The sequence below is a fragment of the Solirubrobacter deserti genome (assembly GCF_027587175.1).
GTDB lineage: Bacteria > Actinomycetota > Thermoleophilia > Solirubrobacterales > Solirubrobacteraceae > Solirubrobacter > Solirubrobacter deserti.
Genome location: NZ_JAPCID010000006.1, coordinates 59,157 through 79,472, shown reverse-complemented (window position 1 = coordinate 79,472; position 20,316 = coordinate 59,157). Strand labels below are relative to the sequence as shown.

Genomic DNA, 20,316 nt, shown 5'->3' with positions numbered 1-20,316 from the left:
TCATCCCGAGGAGGTCTGTTGGTCATATGCGGCGGCTGCTGCTCGTGCGTCACGCTTCGACTGCCGCGGTGCGTGCCGCCGCGTTCGGCGCGGACGAGGACCTGGATGCCGCAGGGGTGGATGCCGCTTCGCGCTTGGCCGCACGGCTGCCGCGCGGCGAGGTGATCGTGTCGCCCGCCCGGCGCGCCGCCCAGACCGCGGCGGGGCTGACCGTGAGCGCCGTGGAGCCCGCGCTGGCCGAGTGCGACTTCGGCGCCTGGGCGGGCCGCCCGCTGGCCGAAATTGCCGCGGAGGCGCCGGACGACGTGCGGGCGTGGATGACGGACCCGGACGCCGCGCCGCACGGCGGCGAGTCGCTGAGCGCGCTGCTCGCCCGGGTGCGGGCGTGGCTAGCGGCGCAGGCCGAGTTGGACGGCACCGCGATCGCGATCACCCACGGCGGCGTCGTGAAGGCCGCGGTCGTCGTCGCGTTGGACGCCCCGCCGAGCGCGTTCTGGCGGATCGACGTCTCCCCGCTGGCCATCACCGAGCTGCACGCGCACGACGGCCGCTGGACCGTGACCCGCGTCAACGACCGCGAGGACACGCGAGCGTTCAGCAACCCGGCGAAACCCCGAGTCAGTGAACGCTCGCGTGGCGAGGTGGGCGTATGAGCGTGGCCGGGATCGCGCTGGGCGTGGCCGCTGACGCCGCGTTCGGCGACCCGCGCCGCTGGCATCCCGTCGCCGGCTTCGGGCAGGCCGCCGCGGCGTTCGAGCGCGTCGTGTACCGGCCGACCCGCGCGGCGGGAGTGATGTACGCCGGCGTGCTCGTCGGCGGCGCGGCGCTGGTCGGCGCGGCGCTCGAGCGGGTGCTGCCGCGTTCGCTCGCGCGTGGGCTCGCGCTCTACGTCGCGCTGGGCGGTCGCTCGCTGGCGCGGGAGGCCGCGGCGGTGGCCGACCTGGTCGAGCGCGGCGAGATCGAGTCCGCGCGCGTGCGCATCCGGTCGCTGGTCGGCCGCGACCCTGAGCAGCTCGACGCGTCGGAGCTGTGCGCGGCCGCCATCGAGTCGGTCGCCGAGAACACCGTCGACGCGGTGATCGCGCCGCTGCTGTGGTGCGCCGCCGCGGGCGCGCCGGGCGTGCTCGCGTACCGCGCGGTGAACACGCTCGACGCGATGGTGGGCCGCCGCAACGAGCGCTACGCCCGCTTCGGGACCGCCGCGGCGCGCGCCGACGACGTCGCGAACTGGCCCGCCGCGCGGCTCGCGGGCGCGCTGACCGTGGTGTTCGGCGACCGTGAGGCCCGAACGGTGTGGAAGGAGAGGGCCGCGCTCCATCCCTCGCCCAACGCGGGCGTGATCGAGGCCGCGTTCGCCGGCGCGCTCGGGCTCACGCTCGGCGGGACGCTGGCGTACGCGGGGCACGTCGAGCACCGGCCGCGGCTCGGCGACGGGCGCGCGCCCGGGCCGGCCGACGTCGGGCGGGCGATCCGGCTCGCGCGGATCATCTCGCTCGCCGCGGCCGTCCTGGCGATGGTGCGGCGATGAAGGGCGCGATCCTGATCACGGGCACGGCGTCCGACGCGGGCAAGTCGGTCGTGGTGGCGGCGCTGTGCCGCTGGCTCACCCGTCAGGGCGTGCGCGTCGCGCCGTTCAAGGCGCAGAACATGTCGCTCAACAGCACCGTCACCCGCAGCGGCGCGGAGATCGGCCGGGCGCAGGCGATGCAGGCCGCGGCGTGCGGGATCGAGCCCGAGGCCGCGATGAACCCGGTGCTGATCAAGCCGTCCGGGAACCGCAAGTCGCAGGTGCTCGTCATGGGCAAGCCGTACGCGGACGCCACGGCGCGCTCCTACCAGGAGCTCAAGCACGAGCTCAAGCAACCCGTGATCGAGGCGCTCAACGAGCTGCGCTCCCGGTTCGACGTCGTCGTCTGCGAGGGAGCCGGCTCGCCCGCCGAGATCAACCTGCGCGAAGGCGACCTCGCCAACATGGGCCTCGCCCGCGCCGCCGACCTCCCCGTCCTGGTGATCGGCGACATCGACCGCGGCGGTGTGTTCCCGTCCCTCTACGGGACGCTCGCGCTGCTCGAGCCCGAGGACCAGGCGCTGATCGCGGGCTTCCTGATCAACAAGTTCCGCGGCGACCCGAGCATCCTCGCGCCTGGCCTGGACATGCTCAAGAACCTCACGGGACGGGACACGCTCGGCGTCCTGCCCTGGCTCGACGGCCCGTTCATCGATGCCGAGGACTCGCTCGCGCTGCGGCAGGACCACACCACGCCCGGGACGCTCGACGTCGCCGTCATCCGGCTGCGCTGGATGAGCAACTTTACCGACGTCGACGCGCTCGCGGCCGAGCCGGGCGTCAGCGTCCGCTACACGCGCTCGCCCGCCGACGTCGAGCGCGCCGACCTCGTGGTCCTGCCCGGGACGAAGGCCACCGTCGAGGACCTCAAGCGCCTGCGCGCCGACGGGCTGGACCAGGCGCTGCTCCGGCGCCGTGGCCCGATCCTCGGCATCTGCGGCGGCTACCAGATGCTTGGCGACCGGATCGAGGACGGCGTCGAGAGCGACGAGAGCGCGACCGGCCTGCGGCTGCTGGACGTGAACACGACGTTCGCGCCCGAGAAGCTGCTGCGGCAGGTGAGCGGCACCGTCCTGGGCGTCCCCGCCACCGGCTACGAGATCCGCCACGGCCGCGTCGACCGCGCCGAGCCGCTCATCCAACGCGAAGACGTGCTCGGCACCGCCTGGCACGGCCTGCTCGAAGGCGACGAGGTCCGCCGCAAGCTGCTCAGCTGGGTGGCGGACCGGACGGGCCGCGACTGGACCCCGGGCACGCGCGCGTTCAAGGACGTCCGCGAGGCCCACCTCGACCGTCTCGCCGACTGGTTCGGCGCGAACGTCGACCCCGCCGCACTCACCGACCTGATCCAGCGAGGCGCCCCGGAAGGGCTCCCCACCATCCCGCCAGGAGGCGCCGCGTGCTCCGTCTTTTGACCACGGCCGACACCGAGATCCTCGCCGCCGCGCACGCGCTGCGGCAGCTCGATGACGACTTCCCCGAGGTCCGCTGCGCGAACCCGAGCACGCTCGAGGACGTCGAGTCGTTCGCAGCCGGCGCCCGCGTTGTGGTCGTGCGGCTGCTCGGCGGCCGCCGCGCGTGGCCGGAGGGCGTGGCCGCCCTGCGCGAGACGGCCGAGCGCAACGGCATCGCGCTGATCCTGCTGGGCGGCGAGGCCGAGCCGGACGCGGAGCTGGCCGAGCTCAGCCTCGCGCCCGCGGGCGCCGTCGCGCAGGCGTTCGAGTACTTGCGGCACGGCGGCGTCGACAACACGCGCGAGCTGCTCACCTTCCTGGCCGACACGTTCGCGCTCACGGGCTACGGGTTCGAGGACCCGCAGCCGCTCGAGGACGTCGGCTTCTACCCGTCCAAGCCGGCCCGCGACGGCCGCCCGCGCGTCGGCGTCGTCTTCTACCGCAGCCACTTCGCCACCGGCAACACGGCGTTCGTCGACGCGCTGGCCCGCGCGATCGAGGACGCCGGCGGCCAGCCCGTCCCGGTGTGGACGTACAGCCTGCGTGGCGACTCGCCCGCGCTGAAGCTGCTGGACGGCGAGATCGACGCGCTGATCACCACCGTGCTCGCTTCCGGTGGCTCACACGCGGGCGACGAGTGGCACGCGGAGGCGCTCGAAGCGCTCGACGTCCCGGTCATCCAGGCGCTGTGCGCCACGACCACCCGCCAGCGCTGGGCGGAGTCGGACGGCGGCCTCACCCCGCTGGACGCCGCGATGCAGGTCGCGATCCCCGAGTTCGACGGGCGGATCATCGGCGTCCCGATCTCCTTCAAGGAGCCGATCCCGGACGCGCCGTTCGAGGCCTTGCACTACGCCCCCGACCTGGAGCGCTGCGGCCGCCTTGCGCGCTTGGCGGTCAACCACGCGCGGCTGCGCGCCCTGGACCGCGCCCAGCAGCGCACCGGCATCGTGCTCAGCTCGTTCCCGACCAAGCACGCGCGGATCGGCAACGCGGTCGGCCTGGACACGCCCGCCAGCGCGATGGTCCTGCTGGAGGCGCTGCGCGACGCCGGCCACACCGTCGAGCACGACTACGAGGACAGCGACGCGCTCATCCACGCGCTGATCGCGACCGGCGGCCACGACCAGGAGTTCCTGTCGGACCACCAGCTCGCCCAGGCCACGGCGCGCCTCCCCGTCGCCGAGTACGCCGAGTGGTTCAACACGCTGCCGGACGAGCTCACGCAGCCGATCCTCGACACCTGGGGCCCGCCGCCCGGCGAGCACTACACCGACGGCGACGACTTCGTGATCGCGGTGCTGGAGCTCGGCAACGTGATCCTCGCCATCCAACCGCCGCGCGGCTACGGCGAGAATCCGGTCGCGATCTACCACGACCCCGCGCTCGCGCCCGCCCACCACTACCTCGCGACCTACCGCTGGCTCACGCAGCGCGTCGACGCGATCGTCCACCTCGGCAAGCACGGCACGCTCGAATGGCTGCCGGGCAAGGCGCTCGGCCTGTCCGAAGCCTGCGCACCCGACGCCTGTCTCGGCGACACGCCGCTCTTCTACCCGTTCGTCGTGAACGACCCCGGTGAGGGGATGCAGGCCAAGCGCCGCGCGCACGCGGTCGTGATCGACCACCTCGTGCCGCCGATGATGCGCGCCGAGACCTACGACGAGCTCGCCCGCCTGGAGCAGCTGCTCGACGACTACGCGCGCGCGGAGGCGCTCGACCCCGCCAAGCTGCCCACATTGGCGAACCGGATCTGGTCGCTCCTGCACGAGGCCGAGCTGCACCGCGACCTCGAGATCGAGGGCGAGCAGCCGGAGCTCGACGACTTCGGCGACCTGATCGAGCACGTCGACGGCTACCTGTGCGAGATCAAGGACCTGCAGGTGCGCGACGGCCTGCACGTGCTCGGCGTGCCGCCCGAGGGCGAGCAGCTCGAGGGCCTGGTCAACGCGATCCTGCGCCTCTCGCCCGACGCCCGCGAGGAGGCCACGGAGAAGATCCTCGCCTCCACGCGTGAGATCGACGCGCTGATCGGCGGCCTGCACGGGCGCCACGTGATTGCCGGCCCGTCCGGCTCCCCCACCCGCGGCCGGCTCGACGTGCTGCCCACCGGCCGCAACATGTACAGCGTCGATCCGCGCGCGCTGCCTTCGGATCTCGCCTACGAGACCGGCACCAAGCTCGCGGACGCGCTGCTCGCGTCCCACGACGAGCTCCCCGAGACGGTCGGGATCGTGGTCTGGGGCACAGCTGCGATGCGCACCGCCGGCGACGACGCGGGCGAGATCCTCGCGCTGCTCGGCGTGCGCCCGCGCTGGCACGAGGAGACGCGCCGGATCATCGGCCTCGACGTGATCCCGCTGGAGGAGCTGGGCCGCCCGCGGATCGACGTCACCGTGCGCATCAGCGGCTTCTTCCGCGACGCCTTCCCGCACCTGGTCGACGTGCTCGACGACGCGGTCACGCTCGTGGCCGGGCTGGACGAGCCGGTCGAGATGAACTTCGTGCGCAAGCACGTGCTGGCCGACGTCGAGGAGCTCGCGGGCGACTGGAAGGCCGCCACCGCGCGCATCTTCGGCGGCCGTCCGGGCACCTACGGCACCGGCATCCTGCAGCTCGTGGACGTCAAGAACTGGCGCGATGACGCCGACCTCGCCGAGGTCTACGAGGCCTGGGGCGGCCACGCGTACGGGCGCGGCCGTGGGGGCGCGGAGGCGCGGTCGGCGATGCGGCGCCAGTTCGCGCGCATCGACGTCGCGGTCAAGAACATCGACACGCGCGAGCACGACCTGCTCGACAGCTCGGACTACTTCGCCGAGCACGGCGGGATGATCGCCTACGTGCGGCACCTCGCCGGCGCCGACCCGCGCGCGGTGATCGGGGATTCGAGCAACCCCGCCGAGCCCGCCTCCCGCACCCTGGCCGAGGAGGCGCGGCGCGTGTTCCGCAGCCGCGTCGCCAACCCGCGCTGGATCGGGTCGATGATGCGCCACGGCTACAAGGGCGCGTTCGAGCTGTCCGCCACGGTGGATTACCTGTTCGGCTACGACGCCACGACCGGCGTCGTCGAGGACTGGATGTACGAGCAGGTCACCGAGAAGTACGTCGGCGCGGAGGAGGTCCGCGACTTCCTCGTGCGCTCGAACCCGTGGGCGCTGCGCGCGATCGCCGAGCGGCTACTGGAGGCCGCCGACCGCGGCCTGTGGGAAGCGCCGTCGGCGGACGCGCTGGACACGCTGCGCGAGGCCTACCTCGACGTCGAAGGCGACCTCGAAGAGGCATCCGCATGACGGTGTTCCCGTTCACCGCGATCGTCGGCCAGGAGGACCTGACCGAGGCGCTGCTCGTGTGCGCCGTCGACCCGGCGATCTCCGGCGTGCTCGTGCGCGGCGAGCGCGGCACGGCCAAGACGACCGCCGTGCGCGGCCTGGCGCCGCTGATCGACGGTGCGCTGGTGGAGCTGCCGATCGGCGCGACCGCCGACCGGGTGCTGGGCACGCTCGACCTCGACCGCGCCCTCGGCGAGGGCCGCGCGGCGTTCAAGCCCGGGCTGCTGGCCAACGCGCACGACGGCCTGCTCTATGTGGACGAGGTCAACCTGCTGCCGGACCACCTCGTCGACGTGCTGCTGGACGCGGCCGCGCTGGGCCGCGTCCACATCGAGCGCGACGGGCTCTCGACCGCCTACGACGCCCGCTTCCTCCTCGTTGGCACGATGAATCCGGAGGAGGGCGATCTGCGGCCGCAGCTGCTCGACCGCTTCGGGTTGAGCGTCGAGGTGGCGGGTTCGAGCGACCCCGAGGTGCGCGTGGAGATCGTGCGCCGGCGGTTGGCGTTCGACCGCGACCCGGACGCGTTCGCGGCGCGCTTCGCCGAGGACGAGCGCGCGCTGGCGCAGCGGATCGCCGCGGCGCGGGAGCGGCTCGCCGCCGTGCGCCTGCCCGATCGCATCCTGCTGTTGATCGCGGGCACGTGCGCGCGCCTGGGCGTCGACGGCCACCGCGCCGACATCGTCACCGCCCGCACCGCCACCGCGCTCGCCGCCCTGGACGGAGCCGACGAGGTCACCACCGACCACGTCAAGCGCGCCGCGAAGCTCGCGCTCGCCCACCGCCGCCGCCGCGGCCCGCTCCAGCAGCCGGGCCTCGACGACACCGAGCTGGACGCCGCGATGAACGAGTCCGAGCCCGACGACGACCCGCCGCCCCCGTCCGGTCGCGACAACGCGCCTCCGCCGTCCTCATCGGAGAACGGCGCTGCGCCCCAGGAAGATCGCCCGTACCGTGAGGGCGCGCCGTCCCGTGAGCGAATGGACGCGCCCAATACCCCGGGCAAGGCGCCGATCCTGACGTTGAAGGGGAAGGGGCGTGGCGCGGCCGGGCGGCGCTCGCGCACGACGACCGGCGAGCCCGTGGACGCCAAGCCCGCCGAGGGCACCGTCACGGATCTCGCGCTCGCGGCTTCGCTGCGGGCCGCCGCCCTGCGCGGCGGCGAGTTCGTCCCGTACGAACACATCCGCTCCGGCCGTGAAGGGAACCTGGTCGTGTTCTGCGTGGACGCGTCCGGGTCGATGGGCGCGCGCAAGCGGATGGCCCAGGTCAAGGCCGCCGTGCTCGGGCTGCTCACGGACGCCTACCAGCGGCGCGACAAGGTCGCGCTCGTCACGTTCCGCGGCGACGACGCGGTCGTGCAGCTGCCGCCGACCTCCAGCGTCGAACGCGCTGCCGAGGCCCTGCGCACGCTCCCGACCGGCGGCCGGACCCCGCTCGCGCGCGGGCTCGAGGAGACCGAGCTGGTCATCCGCACCGAGCAGCGCCGGGACCCGTCACGGCGGGCGCTGGCGATCGTCGTCACCGACGGCCGCGCGCGCGACCCGGAGGCCGCCACGCACGCCATCCAGTCTTTGGCGCAGGCCGCCGCGGGCGTCGTCGTCCTCGACGGAGAGCAGGGTCCCGTCCGCCTGGGGCTCGCCGCGCAGCTCGCGCGCGCGGCGGGTGCGCAGGTTCTTCCGCTGGAGGCCGCCGCATGAGCGACATCGACGTCCCGCACACGCCCGACGACCAGGGCAGCGCCGAACCCAAGCGCCGCAAGCCGCGGGACAAGCCGCTGCTGATCGTCGTCACCGGCCACGGGAAGGGCAAGTCGACGTCCGCGTTCGGGATGCTCCTGCGCGCGTGGGCACGGGACTACCGGTGCGGCGTGTTCCAGTTCGTCAAGTCCGGCAAGTGGAAGGTCGGCGAGGCGAAGGCCGCGCAGGCGCTCGGCGGCATCGACTGGGAGAAGATGGGCGACGGCTGGACGTGGATCAGCCGCGACCTCGAGGAGTCCGCGGACAAGGCGCGCGAGGGCTGGGCGGAGGTCAAGCGCCGGATCGAGGCCGAGCTTTACGAGTTCCTGCTGCTCGACGAGCTCACGTACGCGATCAAGTACGGCTGGATCGAGGAGGCCGAGATCGTCGACACGCTCAAGCACCGGCCAGGCTTCCAGCACATCGTCGTCACCGGCCGCGACGCCTCCCCCGGGCTGATCGAGGCCGCGGACCTGGTCAGCGAAGTCGTCAAGATCAAGCACCCGATGGATCAGGGCATCCGAGCGCAGCAGGGGATCGAATGGTGATCCCGCGGGTCGTCATCGCGGGCACGTCCTCAGGCGCGGGCAAGACGACGGTCGCGACCGGCATCATGGCCGCGCTCTCGAACGTCGCCGCGTTCAAGGTCGGCCCCGACTTCATCGACCCCAGCTACCACGCGCTCGCCACCGGCCGGCCCGGCCGCAACCTGGACGCGTTCCTGTCCTCGCCCGAGCTGATCGCGCCGCTCGTCCGGCACGGCGCGGCCGGGGCCGACATCGCCGTGATCGAAGGCGTCATGGGCCTCTATGACGGCGCGTCCGGCCGCGGCGAGCTGGCGAGCACCGCGCACGTTGCGAAGCTGCTCCAGGCCCCCGTGGTCCTCGTCGTCAACTGCGAGGCGATGGCGCGCTCGGTCGCCGCGATCGTGCACGGCTACCGCACGTTCGATCCGGACGTGAACGTCGCGGGTGTGATCCTCAACAAGGTGGGCTCCTCCTTCCACGCCGACATCCTGCACGAGGCGCTGCCGGACATCCCCGTCCTCGGTGCGCTGCACCGCAACGCCGCGCTGGAGGTGCCCGAGCGCCATCTCGGCCTCGTGCCGGTGGCCGAACGCGCGCCGCGGGCCCGCGCGGTGATCGAGCACCTGGGTGCGGCAATCAAGGAGTTCTGCGACCTGGAGGCGATCGTCGCGCTCGCGCGCACCGCCCCGGAGCGGCCCGGCGAGGCGTGGGCGCCGCGCGCCGAGACCGCGCGGGTCCGGGTCGCGATCGCGCGCGGACCCGCGTTCTCCTTCCACTATCAGGAGAACCTCGAGCTGCTGCGCGGTGCGGGCGCCGAGCTGGCCGAGTTCGACCCGCTGACCGATGAGGCGCTGCCGGACGCCGACGCGCTGATCCTCGCCGGAGGCTTCCCGGAGGTGTTCGGGGAAGAGCTGTCCGCGAACGAGCCGCTGCGCCGCGAGATCGCCGCCTTCGACGGCCCGATCCTGGCCGAGTGCGGCGGCCTGTTGTACCTCGCCGAGACGCTCGACGAGCGCCCGATGTGCGGCGTGCTGCCCGTGGAGGCGCACATGACGCAGCGGCTCACGCTCGGGTACCGCGAGGCGACGTCGCTGTCCGATCACCCCGTGTGGCCGAAGGGCACGACCACGCGCGGCCACGAGTTCCACTACTCGACCGTGTCCGCGGCCGGCAACGCGTGGGAGCACCAGCGCGGCCGCGAGGGCCACGTCGCCGGGAACGTGCACGCGTCCTACCTGCACACGCACTGGGCGGCGACGCCCGAGGTGGCGGATCGGCTGGTGACGGCGTGCGGCTGATCGGCGTCGGCGTGGGCCCCGGGGACCCCGAGCACCTCACGTTGAAGGCGCTGCGGGCGCTGAAGGAGGCCGACCGGGTGTTCGTGCCCGCGGGCGGCCGCGCGGCGGAGATCGTGAGCGCGCACGTCGAGTGCACCCCGCTCGACTTCGCCATGTCCGACGCCGCCTCCCGCGACGCGCACTGGGACCGCGCCGGCCGCCTGATCGCCGAGGTCGCCGGCACGGCCGCGTTCGCCACGATCGGCGACCCGAACCTCTACTCGACCTTCACCTACATCGCCCACACCGTCCGCGCGCTCGTGCCCGACGTGGTCATCGAGACCGTCCCCGGCATCACCGCCATGCAGGACCTCGCCTCGCGCACCGGCACCGTGCTCGCGGAAGGCGAGGAGCGGCTCGCGCTCGTCCCGTACACCGCCGGGGATGCGTCGCTCCGGGATGCGCTCGCCGACTTCGACACCGTGATCGTCTACAAGGGCGGCCGCCACCTTCCGGACGTGCTCGCCGCCGTGCGCGACGCCGACCGCGAGCCCGTCTACGGCGAGGAGCTCGGCCGCCCCGGCCAGACGCTGACCGCACCTGACGGCCGCGCGCCCTACTTCTCCACCGTGATCGCGCCCGCGAGGCGCGAAGGCCGCGGGAGCCGCCTGTGAGCCAGGCGCATCAGCAGGAGCTCGACACCACCGTCGAGACGCCGCTGCACCGCGCGCCCGCCGAGTGCAAGGTCGCGGCGACGATCGTGTTCGTGGTGGCGGTCGCGCTCGTGCCGCGCGGGGATCTCGTGTGGCCGTACGCGGTGGACGCCGCGATCCTTTTGGCGGTCGCCGCCTTCGCTCGCGTCGACCCGCGGATGCTCGGCGCGCGGCTGCTGTTCGAGCTGCCGTTCGTGCTGTTCGTGCTCGTGCTGCCGTTCGTGGCCGAGGACGGCTGGTGGCTGGCGTTCGGGATCGTGGCCAAGGCGACGCTGGCCGTGCTCGCGACCGGCGTGCTCGCCTGGACGACCCCGCCCGCCGAGATCCTGCGCGGGGCCGAGCGGCTCGGGCTGCCCCGGCAGCTGGTCGCGATCGCGGGCTTCGCGATCCGCTACCTCCAGGTCATCGGCGACGAGCTGCGCCGGATGCGGCTCGCGCGCGTCCAGCGCGGGGACACGGCGCGCTGGCTGTGGCAGTCGAGCGCGGCGACGCGCGGGTTCGGCGCGCTCGCGGTCCGCACGCTCGAGCGCGGCGAGCGCGTGCACACGGCGATGCTCGCGCGCGGCTACGGCGGGCGGATGCCGGCGCTCCAGCTGGCCCCGTCGGCGTCCCCGCTGGCGTGGATGGTCGCGGCGATCCTCCCGGCGGCGGCGATCGCCGTGTTGGTGGTGGCGCGGCTGTGAGCACGGTCGTCGCCACGGCATCCCTGATGGTGGTGGGCCACGGCACCCGCGACGCGGACGGGCTCGAGGAGTTCTGGACGCTCGCGGGCCACGTGCGCGAGGCGGCCGGCGAACTGCCGGTTGGCTTCGGGTTCATCGAGCTGGCCGAGCCGCTCGTGGACGCCGGGATCGACGAGCTCGTCGCGCGCGGGACGCGGGAGGTGGTGTCCGTGCCGCTCGTGCTGCTCGCGGCCGGGCACCTGAAGAACGACGGGCCCGCGGCGCTGACGCGCGCGCGTTCCCGGCACCCCGGCGTCGCGTTCCGGATGGGCCGCGACCTCGGCATCGAGCCCGTGATCCTCGACATCACCGAGGAGCGCGCGCGGGCGGTGCTCGGCGACACCACGGAGGAGACGGCGGTCGTGCTCGTCGGGCGTGGCTCGTCCGATCCCGACGCGACGTCCGACCTGTACAAGGTCGCCCGGCTGCTGTCCGACAACCGCGGGCTGGGGATGGTCGAGCCGGCGTTCGCGGGCGTGGCGAAGCCGACGGTGGCCGAGGCGCTCGAGCGCTGCCGGCGGCTGGGTGCGACGCGGATCGCGATCGTGCCGTTCTTCCTGTTCACCGGGATCCTCGTGCCGCGCATCTACGCGCAGGCGGAGGAGTACGCGGCGCAGCATCCCGGCCTGACCGTGGTCGCCGGCGCGCACATCGGGCCGGACCGGCGGCTCGCCCGGCTCGTGCTCGAGCGCTACCGCGAGGCGCTGCACGGCGACGTGCGCATGAACTGCGACCTGTGCACGTACCGCGTCCGGTTGCCGGGCTACGAGGACAAGGTCGGGACGCCGATCTCGTTGACCCCGCACGGTGACGGGCCCGCGCGCGGGAGTCGACGCTCCCGGCGGGCGACGCGGGCGCCGCTGAAGCTCCCCGCCCTGCGACCCGCGGCGCCGGTGGAGCCCGGCCCGACGATCCTCGCGATGAACGATCTGCGCTACGCCTACCCGGACGGCACCGACGCGCTGGCCGGCGTGAACCTGGAGGTGCGGGAAGGCGAGCGGGTCGCGATCCTCGGCCCCAACGGCGCGGGCAAGACGACGCTCGCGCTCGCCGCGTGCGGCGCGCTCGAGGATCTCGGCGGGACGCTGTCGGTCGCGGGCGTCGGGCTGTCGGACAAGACCCGCACCGAGATCCGCCGCCGCGCCGGGATCGTCTTCCAGGACACCGACGACCAGCTGTTCATGCCGACCGTCGAGGAGGACGTCGCGTTCGGCCCGGCCAACCAAGGGCTGACCGGCGAGGCGCTGCGCGAGCGGGTGGACGAGGCGCTGCAGGCGGTGCGCATCCATGAGCTCGCGACGCGTCCGCCGCACTCGTTGAGCGCGGGTGAGCGGCGCCGCGCGGCGATCGCCGGCGTGCTCGCGTGCAAGCCCGACGTGCTGATCCTGGACGAGCCGACGGCCGCGCTCGATCCGGCTGCCCGTCGCGAGCTGCTGGACGTCCTGCGCTCGCTGCGGCTGACGACGCTGCTCGTCACGCACGACCTCCCGTACGCGCTGGAGCTGTGCGAGCGCGCGGTCGTGCTGGACACGGGCCAGGTCGTCGCCGACGGCCCGACGCGCGAGGTGCTGGCCGACGAGGGGTTCATGCGCGCGCACCGGCTCGAGCTGCCCGCCGGCTTCAACCCGTTGGTGTCATGAGCGGCCTGTGGATCGTCGGCCTCGGCCCGGGCGGCCCGGAGCACCGCACCGCGGCGGCCGAGCGGGCCGTGCGCGAGGCCGAGGTGGTCGTCGGGTACGGCCCGTACATCGACCAGTGCGCCGATCTGCTGGACGAGCAGGAGGTCGTGCGCGGCCGCATGGGTGAGGAGCTCGAACGCGCGCGTGAGGCCGTGGAGCGCGCACGGTCGGCGCGGGTGGCGCTGGTGTCCAGCGGCGACGCGGGCGTGCACGGCATGGCCGCGCGGACGCTGGCCATGGCCGAGGGGATCGACGTGATCGTGGTGCCGGGCGTGACCGCCGCGCTCGCCACCGCCGCGCGGGTGGGCGCGCCGCTCGCCGACGACTGGGCGACGCTCTCGCTCTCGGATCTGCACCTGCCGCTGGAGACCGTCGAGCGTCGCCTCACCGGGCTGGCCGTCTCCGGCATCGCGCTTGCGCTGTACAACCCGCGCTCGAAGACCCGCACGGAGCCGCTGGACCGCGCGCTCGCGATCCTGCGGGACCACCGCTTGCCTGACACGCCCGTGATCGTCGCGACCGACGTCGCCCGCGCGGGCGAGACGCTCGAGCACACGACGCTCGCCACGCTCGACCCGGCGACGGTCACGATGCGCTCGCTCGTGCTGGTCGCCGGCGAAAGCGCGACGTGGACGGGCGACTGGCTCGTCGCGTTGCGCGAGGCCGCGCCCGCCGCCGCCACGCCGCCCGCCGCCGCCACGCCGCCCGCCGCCTCCGGCGGCGCTCCGCCGGAGGCGACCGCGTGACCGTCCATCTCGTCGGCGCCGGCCCCGGTGACCCCTCGCTGCTCACGGTCGCGGCCGCGGAGCTCATCCGGCAGGCCCGCGTGCTCGTGTACGACCGTCCTTCGATGGACGCGATCGCGGCGCTCGCGCCCGCCGACGCCGAGACGCACGTCGTCGGCCTCCGGCGCGGGCACCGCGCGCTTTCCCAGCCCGAGGTCAACGACCTGCTCGTCGAACTCGGCCGTCGGGGCGACGTCGTGCGCCTGAAGTCCGGCGACCCGTTCGTCGCGTCGCGCGGCGGCGAGGAGGCGGTCGCGCTGCAGAACGCGGGAATCGCGGTCAACGTCATCCCCGGGGTCTCCGCCGCGCTGGCGGCGCCCGCCGCGGCCGGGATCCCGCTGATGCTGCGCCAGAACAGCGTCACCGCGACCTTCGTCGACGGCAACGACGACGACGAGCACGCCGAGCCGCCCGACTGGCACGCGCTGGCGCGGCTCGGCGGGACCCTCGTGATCCTCACCGGGCGCGGGCGCATCCGGCGGATCGCGGCCAAGCTGATCGAGGGCGGCCGCGCGCCCGACACGCCGATCGCCGCCATCAGCGCCGCCAGCCGCGCCTCGCAGCAGGTCCTGCGCGGCACCCTGTCCACCCTTCCGGCCCCGTTGCCGCCGCCCGTCACGTTCGTGGTCGGGGAGGCGGCCGCCCTGGAGCTCACGTGCACATCCCCGAAGGCTTCCTGACCGGCGAGGCGGCCGCCGTCGGCGCCGTCACGGCCGCGCTCGGCGTCGGGATCTGCCTGCGGGGCGCGCGCCGCCACGCGCGCGAGCGCGACCTGCCGATCGCCGGGCTGGCGGCCGCGTTCTTCGTCGTCGGCGAGGCGCCGTTCATCCCGGTCACGATCGGGACGAACGCGCACCTGCTCGGCGGCGCGCTCGCGGTCGCGCTGCTCGGCCCGTACCTCGGCGCGCTGACGATCACGACCGTGTGCCTGATCCAGGCGCTCGTGTTCGGCTCGGGCGGGATCACGACGCTGGGCGCCACGATCACGGTGCTCGCGCTCGTGCCCGCGTTCGTCGGCTACCCGGCGCTCCTGGCCCTGCGCAAACCGCTCCCGCTGCCGGTCGCCGGCGGCATCACGGCCGGGTTGTGCGTGCTGCTGTCGGCGGCGGTGTTCGTCGCGTTCATGACGCTCGGCGCCGACAGCGGCATCGACCGCGGCACGTTCGCCGGCGTGACGTTCGGCGCCTACGCCGTCGTCGCCCTGATCGAGGGCGTCATCACCGCGCTGCTGCTGCGCGCCCTGCTGTCGCTGCGGCCCGACCTCGTGCGGGCCCGAAGAAGGCCGGTGCCCGCATGAGCACGGTGTTCTTCGTCGGCGCCGGCCCGGGCGCGCCGGACCTGCTCACGCTGCGCGCCGCGCGCATCCTGGGCGAGGTCGACGTCGTGATCTGGGCGCGCTCGCTCGTCGACCCCGAGATCCTCACGCATGCCCCGCAGGCGGAACAGATCCCGTCCGACGACAAGACGTTCGACGACGTGCTGGCGGTCTACAAGCGGGCGGCCGAGCAGGGTCTCGACGTCGCGCGCGTGCACTCCGGCGACCCGACGCTGTACGGGACGCTGCACGAGCAGCTCGGCGCCTGCCGCGCGCTCGGCCTGGACACCGTGATCGTCCCGGGCGTGTCGAGCCTGTCGGCCGCTGCGGCCAGCCTCGGGCAGGAGCTGACGATCCCCGACGTGAGCCAGTCGCTGATCCTCACCCGGCGCGCGCAGCGCACGTCGATGCCGCCGAACGAGCAGCTCACCGCCATGGCCGCGCACGGCACGACGATGGCGCTGTTCCTGTCGGTCCGGCGCCCGCGCGAGCTCCAGCAGGACCTGCTCGACGGCGGCTACCCCCCGGACACGCCCGCCGCCGTCGTGTACAAGGCGAGCTGGCCGGACGAGATCGTGTTCCGCTGCCGGCTGGACCAGCTCGGCGCGCGCATCCGCGAGGAGAAGATCACGACCCAGGCGCTCGTGCTCGTCGGCCCCGCGCTCGGCGACGCGTCGAACGCCGGCCAGTCGCACGTGTACGACCCGCACTACGGGCACCGCTACCGCCGCCTCGGCGCCCCCGACCGCTACAAGAAGCGTGCTTGACGTCCTCGGCGTGAGCGGCGGCCGCGTCCCGCCCGGCACGGAGCCGCTGCTCGAGCGCGCAACGGTCGTCGCCGGCGGCCGCGCCGTGCTGGAGCAGCTGGCACCCGGCAAGGAGCATGTCGTCCTGGGCAAGGACCTCGACCCGACGCTGCGCGAGCTGGTCGAGCGCGACGCCGTCGTCCTGGCCTCGGGCGACCCGGGCTTCTTCGGCATCGTGCGGGCGCTCGCGGCGCTGGATGCGGAGATGGCGGTCCACCCCGCGCCGTCCTCGGTCGCGCTCGCCTTCGCGCGCCTCGGCGTGCCCTGGGACGACGCGCTCGTCGTCTCCGCCCACGGCCGCGACCCGCACGCCGCGATCAACGCCGCGCTCCGCCACCCGAAGGTCGCGATCCTCACCCAGCCCGGCAACACCGAGGCGATCGTCGACGCGCTGCGCGAGCGCGACCCGGTCGTGGCCGAGGCGCTCGGCACGCCGCACGAGCGGCTCGCCACCGAACCGCCGTTCAGCGACCCGAACGTCGTCATCGTGCACGCGCCGACCGGCGAGCGCGCGACGGTCTGGCCGCCCCGCACGCCCACCCGCTGGGCGCTCGACGAGGACGCGTTCGAGCACCGCCGCGGGCTGATCACCAAGGCCGAGGTCCGCGCGCTCGCTCTCTCCGCGCTCGGCCCGGGCACCGGCGACCACGTCTGGGACGTCGGCTGCGGCAGCGGCAGCGTCGGGATCGAGTGCGCCCGCCTCGGCGCGGCGGTGACCGCGATCGACACCGACCCCGACGCGATCGAGCTGACCACCCGCAACGCGGCCGCCCACGGCGTGCCGGTGACGACCGTCCACGGGCGCGCGCCGGACGCGCTGCGGGACCTGCGCGACCCTGACGCCGTGTTCGTCGGCGGCGGCGGCCCCGTGGTCCTCGACGGGGCGATGCGAGCACGCCGCGCGGTGGTCGTCGCGCTCGCGCTGATCGACCGCGTCGCGCCGACGATCGAGCGCCTGTCGCACGGGTTCGAGGTGACCGCGACCACGCTGCAGGCGAGCCGCGTGAAGCCGATCGCGGACGGCCACCGGCTCGCGGCCGAGAACCCGGTGACCGTCGTGGTGGGCCGCCGATGAGCGCGGCGGCGCGGCTCGTCGCGGGCGTCGGGTGCAGCCTCGGGTGCCCGCCCGAGGAGCTGCGCGCGCTCATCGATGCGACGCTGCCCGCGGGCGAGCTCGTCGCGCTCGCGACCGTCGACCGGCGCGCGGACGAGCCCGCGATGGTCGCCGCGGCGGAGCACTTCGGCGTGCCACTGCGCACCTTCCCCGCCACGGCCCTCGCCGCCGTCGACGTCCCCACGCCGAGCGCTGTCGTCGCGCGCCACGTCGGCACGCCGAGCGTCGCCGAGGCCGCGGCCCTCCTGTCCGGCACGCGACTGCTCGTGCCCAAGACCCGTTCCGAACACGCAACCTGCGCGGTGGCCGAATGCCCAGAGTGATCCATCCGATCGAGGTCGAGAGCTATCGCATCCTGCGGTCGCGGATCGACCTCAGCCACCTGCCGCCGCTCTCGCGTGCGGTCGCCGAGCGCGTGATCCACGCGTCCGCCGACCTGTCGTTCGGCGAGAGCCTGATCCTGCGCGAGCAAGCGCTGGAACGCGGCCGCGAGGCGTTGCTCGCCGGCGCTCCGGTGTACTGCGACGCGCGCATGGCCGCCGCCGGCATCACCTCCCGCACGCCGATCGTCCCGCTCGACGACAAGCGCGCCGTCGCGGGCGAGGGCAGCACGCGCAGTGCCGCCGCGATGCGGCTCGCAACGAGCGAAGCGCCGTCCGGCGCGATCTGGGTGATCGGCAACGCGCCCACCGCGCTCACCGAGCTGCTCGCGCACCCGCCGAAGGACCCCGCGCTGATCGTCGGCCTGCCCGTCGGCTTCGTCGGCGCGGCCGAGGCCAAGGAGGCGTTGGCACAGTCGGACCTCCCGTTCGTCACCAACCGCGGCGAGCGCGGCGGATCGGCCGTCGCCGTCGCCGCCGTCAACGCGCTCATCTACCACGAAGCATGAGCCTGATCCTCGTCATCGGCGGCCGTCGCAGCGGCAAGAGCGCGTACGCGGAGTCGCTCATCCCCGGCGGCACCTATCTCGCGACGGGCGCGGCGACCGACGCCGAGATGCGCGAGCGGATCGCCGCCCATCAGGCCCGCCGCGGCCCCGAGTGGCGCACGATCGAGGTCGAGGACGACCTGCCCGGCGCGCTCGCGCAGGCCACCGGCCCGGTGCTGCTCGACGGGCTCGGCGCCTGGATCGCGGGCGTGATGCACCGCCACGGCGCCTTCCACTCCGGGGACCTCACGTCGCTCATCCACGCGAGCGGAGGCCCGATCGAGCCCGTCCTGCGCGCCGGTGTCGCCGCCCTCGCCGCCCCGCGCGCGCACGACGTGATCGTCGTCGCCGAGGAGGCCGGGCTCGGCCCGACCCCCGCCGAGGCCGCGACCCGCCGCTGGCTGGACCTCACCGGCGACGCGACGCAGACCCTGTCCGCCGCCGCCGACCGCGTGGTCCTCGTCGTCGCCGGCCGCCCGCTCGAGCTCCCCGAACAGAACCTAAAGCCAATCGAACACCACCTTTCGGGGTCTGACCCCTTTAGGTTGCGTTCGGTCGGTGCGAACACGCCCGGGCGGGTGATCCACGGGGACAAGCTCGTGCGGCCCGGGGACGCCGACTTCGCGGTCAACGTGGTCGAGGGCCCGCCGCCCCAGTGGCTCACCGAAGCCGTGCAGCAGGCCTGGGAGCGCATCGGCCCGTACCCGGACGAGACGCCGGCCCGCAGTGCGATCGCGGCCAAGCACGGTGTGCAGCCCGAGCAGGTGCTGCTGCTCAACGGCGCCGCCGAGGGGTTCTGGCTCCTCGCCGCCGCCACGCCGCCCACCACCCGCAGCGCGATCATCACACCCGCGTTCGGGGAGCCGGCCGCGGCGCTGAAGGCCAATGGCCACGAACCACAGCGCATCCAGCGGACCCCGCCGTTCGCCGTCCCGCACGTACCCGACGACATCGACCTGCTGTTCGTCACCAACCCGTGCAACCCGACGGGCACGCTGCACACCGCGGACGCGATCGAGCGCCTCACCCGCCCCGGCCGCACGCTGCTCGTCGACGAGAGCTTCATGGACTTCGTGCAGCACCCGCAGCCGAGCGTCGCGGGCCGGCACGGCACGGCCGTGCTCCGCAGCCTGACGAAGGCGTACTCGATCGCCGGCCTGCGCGCGGGCTACCTGATCGCCGACCCCGAGCTCGTCGCGCGCCTCGACGCCCGCCGCCAGGCGTGGCCGGTGAACGCGCTCGCGCTCGCGGCGATGACGGCCTGGGCGCAGCAGCCGGCCGACGACGCCGTCATAGACCGCACCACGGCGCACCGCGAAGCGCTCACGGACCGCCTCGAGCAGGCCGGCCTGCACGTCTACCCCGGCGCCGCGAACTTCGTCCTGGTCCGCGTCCCGCCCGGCACCACCGAGCGCCTGCGCGAGCAGGGCGTCGCGGTCCGCCCCACCGAGGACCTGGGCCTCGACGGCGAGCACGTCCGGATCGCCGTGCGCGAGGACGCCGACCAGCTGATCGCCGCGCTCGCCGCCCTCCCGTGAGGACCGCGCTCGCCTTCCTGACGCGCCTGCCGGTCCCGCCGCCGCCTGACCCGGACCTCAGCCGCGCCGCGTGGTCGTTCCCGCTCGTCGGGTTGCTCGTCGGCGCGGCCGCGGCCGGGACGCGAGCTGCCGCCGACCAGGTTCTGCCGCCGCTCCCGGCGACGATCCTCGCGATCGCCGTCGCCGTGCTGCTCACGGGCGCGCTGCACGAGGACGGCCTCGCCGACGTCGCCGACGCGACCGGTGCGCACGTCGACCGAGCCCGCCGCCTCGAGATCCTCAAGGACCCGCGCGTCGGCGCGTTCGGCGCGACCGCGCTGATCCTCGCGCTCGCGCTCACCGCCACGTCGCTCGCCGCGCTCGACACCACCGAAGCCGTGAAAGCGCTGATCGTCGCCCACGTCCTCTCGCGCTGGGCGATCCTGCCCGTCGGCCTGCTCCAACCGGCCAAGCCCGGCGGCGCCGGCGGGCTGCTCCGGGTCGGCAGGCCGGGGCTCGCGGTCGCGACGCTCCTGGCCGCCGCGGCTGCTGTCCTGGCAGGCGCCGCGGTCGCCCTCGCCGCCGCCGCCCTGACCGCCGCGGCGGCCGCGCTGTTCCTCCACAGGACGCTCGGCGGCATCACCGGCGACGGCTACGGAGCGACCGCGAAGCTCACCGAAGTCGTCGTCTGCGTGACCCTCGTCGCATTCTGGGGGTGACGTGCACTACGATCCGGCGGTCAGCGCGAGGTGCGAGGAAGCCGGTGGGACTCCGGCGCGGTCGCGCCACTGTGACCGGCACGTTGCCGGAAGCCAGGAACTTCACCGTCGCGAACTTCACCCCC

19 protein-coding genes, 1 pseudogene and 1 riboswitch are annotated in these 20,316 nt (G+C 74.3%); all 20 genes and pseudogenes read left to right on the top strand.

Annotated elements, in window-relative coordinates:
- Window positions 1-26: 26 nt before the first annotated feature.
- The gene (locus OJ962_RS04705) at window positions 27-653 is read left to right on the top strand and encodes a histidine phosphatase family protein (RefSeq protein ID WP_202953657.1); all 627 of its coding nucleotides are present in this window, start codon (window positions 27-29) and stop codon (window positions 651-653) included.
- Window positions 650-1,528: an adenosylcobinamide-phosphate synthase CbiB gene (cbiB, locus tag OJ962_RS04700; protein WP_202953656.1), complete on the top strand. Its 879-nt coding sequence runs from the start codon at window positions 650-652 to the stop codon at window positions 1,526-1,528. The genes OJ962_RS04705 and cbiB overlap by 4 nt, the downstream gene beginning before the upstream one ends.
- Entirely contained in the window at window positions 1,525-2,982 is a 1,458-nt protein-coding gene (locus OJ962_RS04695) for a cobyric acid synthase (protein ID WP_202953655.1), read from the top strand. The genes cbiB and OJ962_RS04695 overlap by 4 nt, the downstream gene beginning before the upstream one ends.
- Window positions 2,967-6,311 carry a cobaltochelatase subunit CobN gene (locus OJ962_RS04690; protein WP_202953654.1) on the top strand — a complete coding sequence of 1,115 codons (3,345 nt, stop codon included), beginning with the start codon at window positions 2,967-2,969 and terminating at the stop codon, window positions 6,309-6,311. The genes OJ962_RS04695 and OJ962_RS04690 overlap by 16 nt, the downstream gene beginning before the upstream one ends.
- Window positions 6,308-8,050, top strand: coding sequence for a VWA domain-containing protein (locus OJ962_RS04685; RefSeq protein ID WP_202953653.1), 1,743 nt, complete (start codon window positions 6,308-6,310; stop codon window positions 8,048-8,050). Before OJ962_RS04690 ends, OJ962_RS04685 begins: the two co-directional genes overlap by 4 nt.
- A complete protein-coding gene (cobO, locus tag OJ962_RS04680) occupies window positions 8,047-8,637 on the top strand; it encodes a cob(I)yrinic acid a,c-diamide adenosyltransferase (RefSeq protein ID WP_202953652.1) in 591 nt (196 codons plus the stop codon). The genes OJ962_RS04685 and cobO overlap by 4 nt, the downstream gene beginning before the upstream one ends.
- Entirely contained in the window at window positions 8,631-9,914 is a 1,284-nt protein-coding gene (locus tag OJ962_RS04675) for a cobyrinate a,c-diamide synthase (protein ID WP_238931337.1), read from the top strand. The genes cobO and OJ962_RS04675 overlap by 7 nt, the downstream gene beginning before the upstream one ends.
- Window positions 9,905-10,567 (top strand): precorrin-2 C(20)-methyltransferase, encoded by a 663-nt coding sequence (gene cobI, locus OJ962_RS04670; protein WP_202953650.1) that lies wholly within the window; start codon window positions 9,905-9,907, stop codon window positions 10,565-10,567. Before OJ962_RS04675 ends, cobI begins: the two co-directional genes overlap by 10 nt.
- Complete coding sequence (locus OJ962_RS04665; RefSeq protein ID WP_202953649.1) at window positions 10,564-11,289, top strand: energy-coupling factor transporter transmembrane component T family protein; 726 nt, start codon at window positions 10,564-10,566, stop codon at window positions 11,287-11,289. The genes cobI and OJ962_RS04665 overlap by 4 nt, the downstream gene beginning before the upstream one ends.
- Before the next feature lie 26 nt (window positions 11,290-11,315).
- Window positions 11,316-12,002 (top strand): annotated as a pseudogene (locus OJ962_RS34315) (sirohydrochlorin chelatase); the annotation flags it as partial.
- A 246-nt stretch (window positions 12,003-12,248) separates the two neighbouring features.
- Window positions 12,249-12,968, top strand: coding sequence for an energy-coupling factor ABC transporter ATP-binding protein (locus OJ962_RS34310; protein WP_407697492.1), 720 nt, complete (start codon window positions 12,249-12,251; stop codon window positions 12,966-12,968).
- Window positions 12,965-13,753, top strand: a complete 789-nt coding sequence (locus OJ962_RS04655; RefSeq protein WP_202953647.1) for a precorrin-3B C(17)-methyltransferase — start codon at window positions 12,965-12,967, stop codon at window positions 13,751-13,753. The genes OJ962_RS34310 and OJ962_RS04655 overlap by 4 nt, the downstream gene beginning before the upstream one ends.
- Complete coding sequence (gene cobA / locus OJ962_RS04650; RefSeq protein ID WP_202953646.1) at window positions 13,750-14,472, top strand: uroporphyrinogen-III C-methyltransferase; 723 nt, start codon at window positions 13,750-13,752, stop codon at window positions 14,470-14,472. Before OJ962_RS04655 ends, cobA begins: the two co-directional genes overlap by 4 nt.
- The gene (locus tag OJ962_RS04645) at window positions 14,448-15,089 is read left to right on the top strand and encodes an energy-coupling factor ABC transporter permease (RefSeq protein ID WP_202953645.1); all 642 of its coding nucleotides are present in this window, start codon (window positions 14,448-14,450) and stop codon (window positions 15,087-15,089) included. The genes cobA and OJ962_RS04645 overlap by 25 nt, the downstream gene beginning before the upstream one ends.
- Window positions 15,086-15,874: a precorrin-4 C(11)-methyltransferase gene (gene cobM / locus OJ962_RS04640; protein ID WP_202953644.1), complete on the top strand. Its 789-nt coding sequence runs from the start codon at window positions 15,086-15,088 to the stop codon at window positions 15,872-15,874. The genes OJ962_RS04645 and cobM overlap by 4 nt, the downstream gene beginning before the upstream one ends.
- Window positions 15,867-16,988: a precorrin-6y C5,15-methyltransferase (decarboxylating) subunit CbiE gene (gene cbiE, locus OJ962_RS04635; protein WP_202953643.1), complete on the top strand. Its 1,122-nt coding sequence runs from the start codon at window positions 15,867-15,869 to the stop codon at window positions 16,986-16,988. The genes cobM and cbiE overlap by 8 nt, the downstream gene beginning before the upstream one ends.
- Complete coding sequence (locus tag OJ962_RS04630; protein ID WP_202953642.1) at window positions 16,985-17,350, top strand: cobalamin biosynthesis protein; 366 nt, start codon at window positions 16,985-16,987, stop codon at window positions 17,348-17,350. Before cbiE ends, OJ962_RS04630 begins: the two co-directional genes overlap by 4 nt.
- On the top strand, window positions 17,338-17,916 hold the full coding sequence (locus OJ962_RS04625) for a precorrin-8X methylmutase (RefSeq protein ID WP_202953641.1): 579 nt from the start codon (window positions 17,338-17,340) through the stop codon (window positions 17,914-17,916). The genes OJ962_RS04630 and OJ962_RS04625 overlap by 13 nt, the downstream gene beginning before the upstream one ends.
- A complete protein-coding gene (locus tag OJ962_RS04620; RefSeq protein WP_202953640.1) occupies window positions 17,913-19,493 on the top strand; it encodes a bifunctional adenosylcobinamide kinase/adenosylcobinamide-phosphate guanylyltransferase in 1,581 nt (526 codons plus the stop codon). The genes OJ962_RS04625 and OJ962_RS04620 overlap by 4 nt, the downstream gene beginning before the upstream one ends.
- Window positions 19,490-20,191, top strand: coding sequence for an adenosylcobinamide-GDP ribazoletransferase (cobS, locus tag OJ962_RS04615; RefSeq protein WP_202953639.1), 702 nt, complete (start codon window positions 19,490-19,492; stop codon window positions 20,189-20,191). Before OJ962_RS04620 ends, cobS begins: the two co-directional genes overlap by 4 nt.
- A riboswitch (cobalamin riboswitch) is annotated at window positions 20,192-20,315 on the top strand.
- Window position 20,316: the final 1 nt, after the last annotated feature.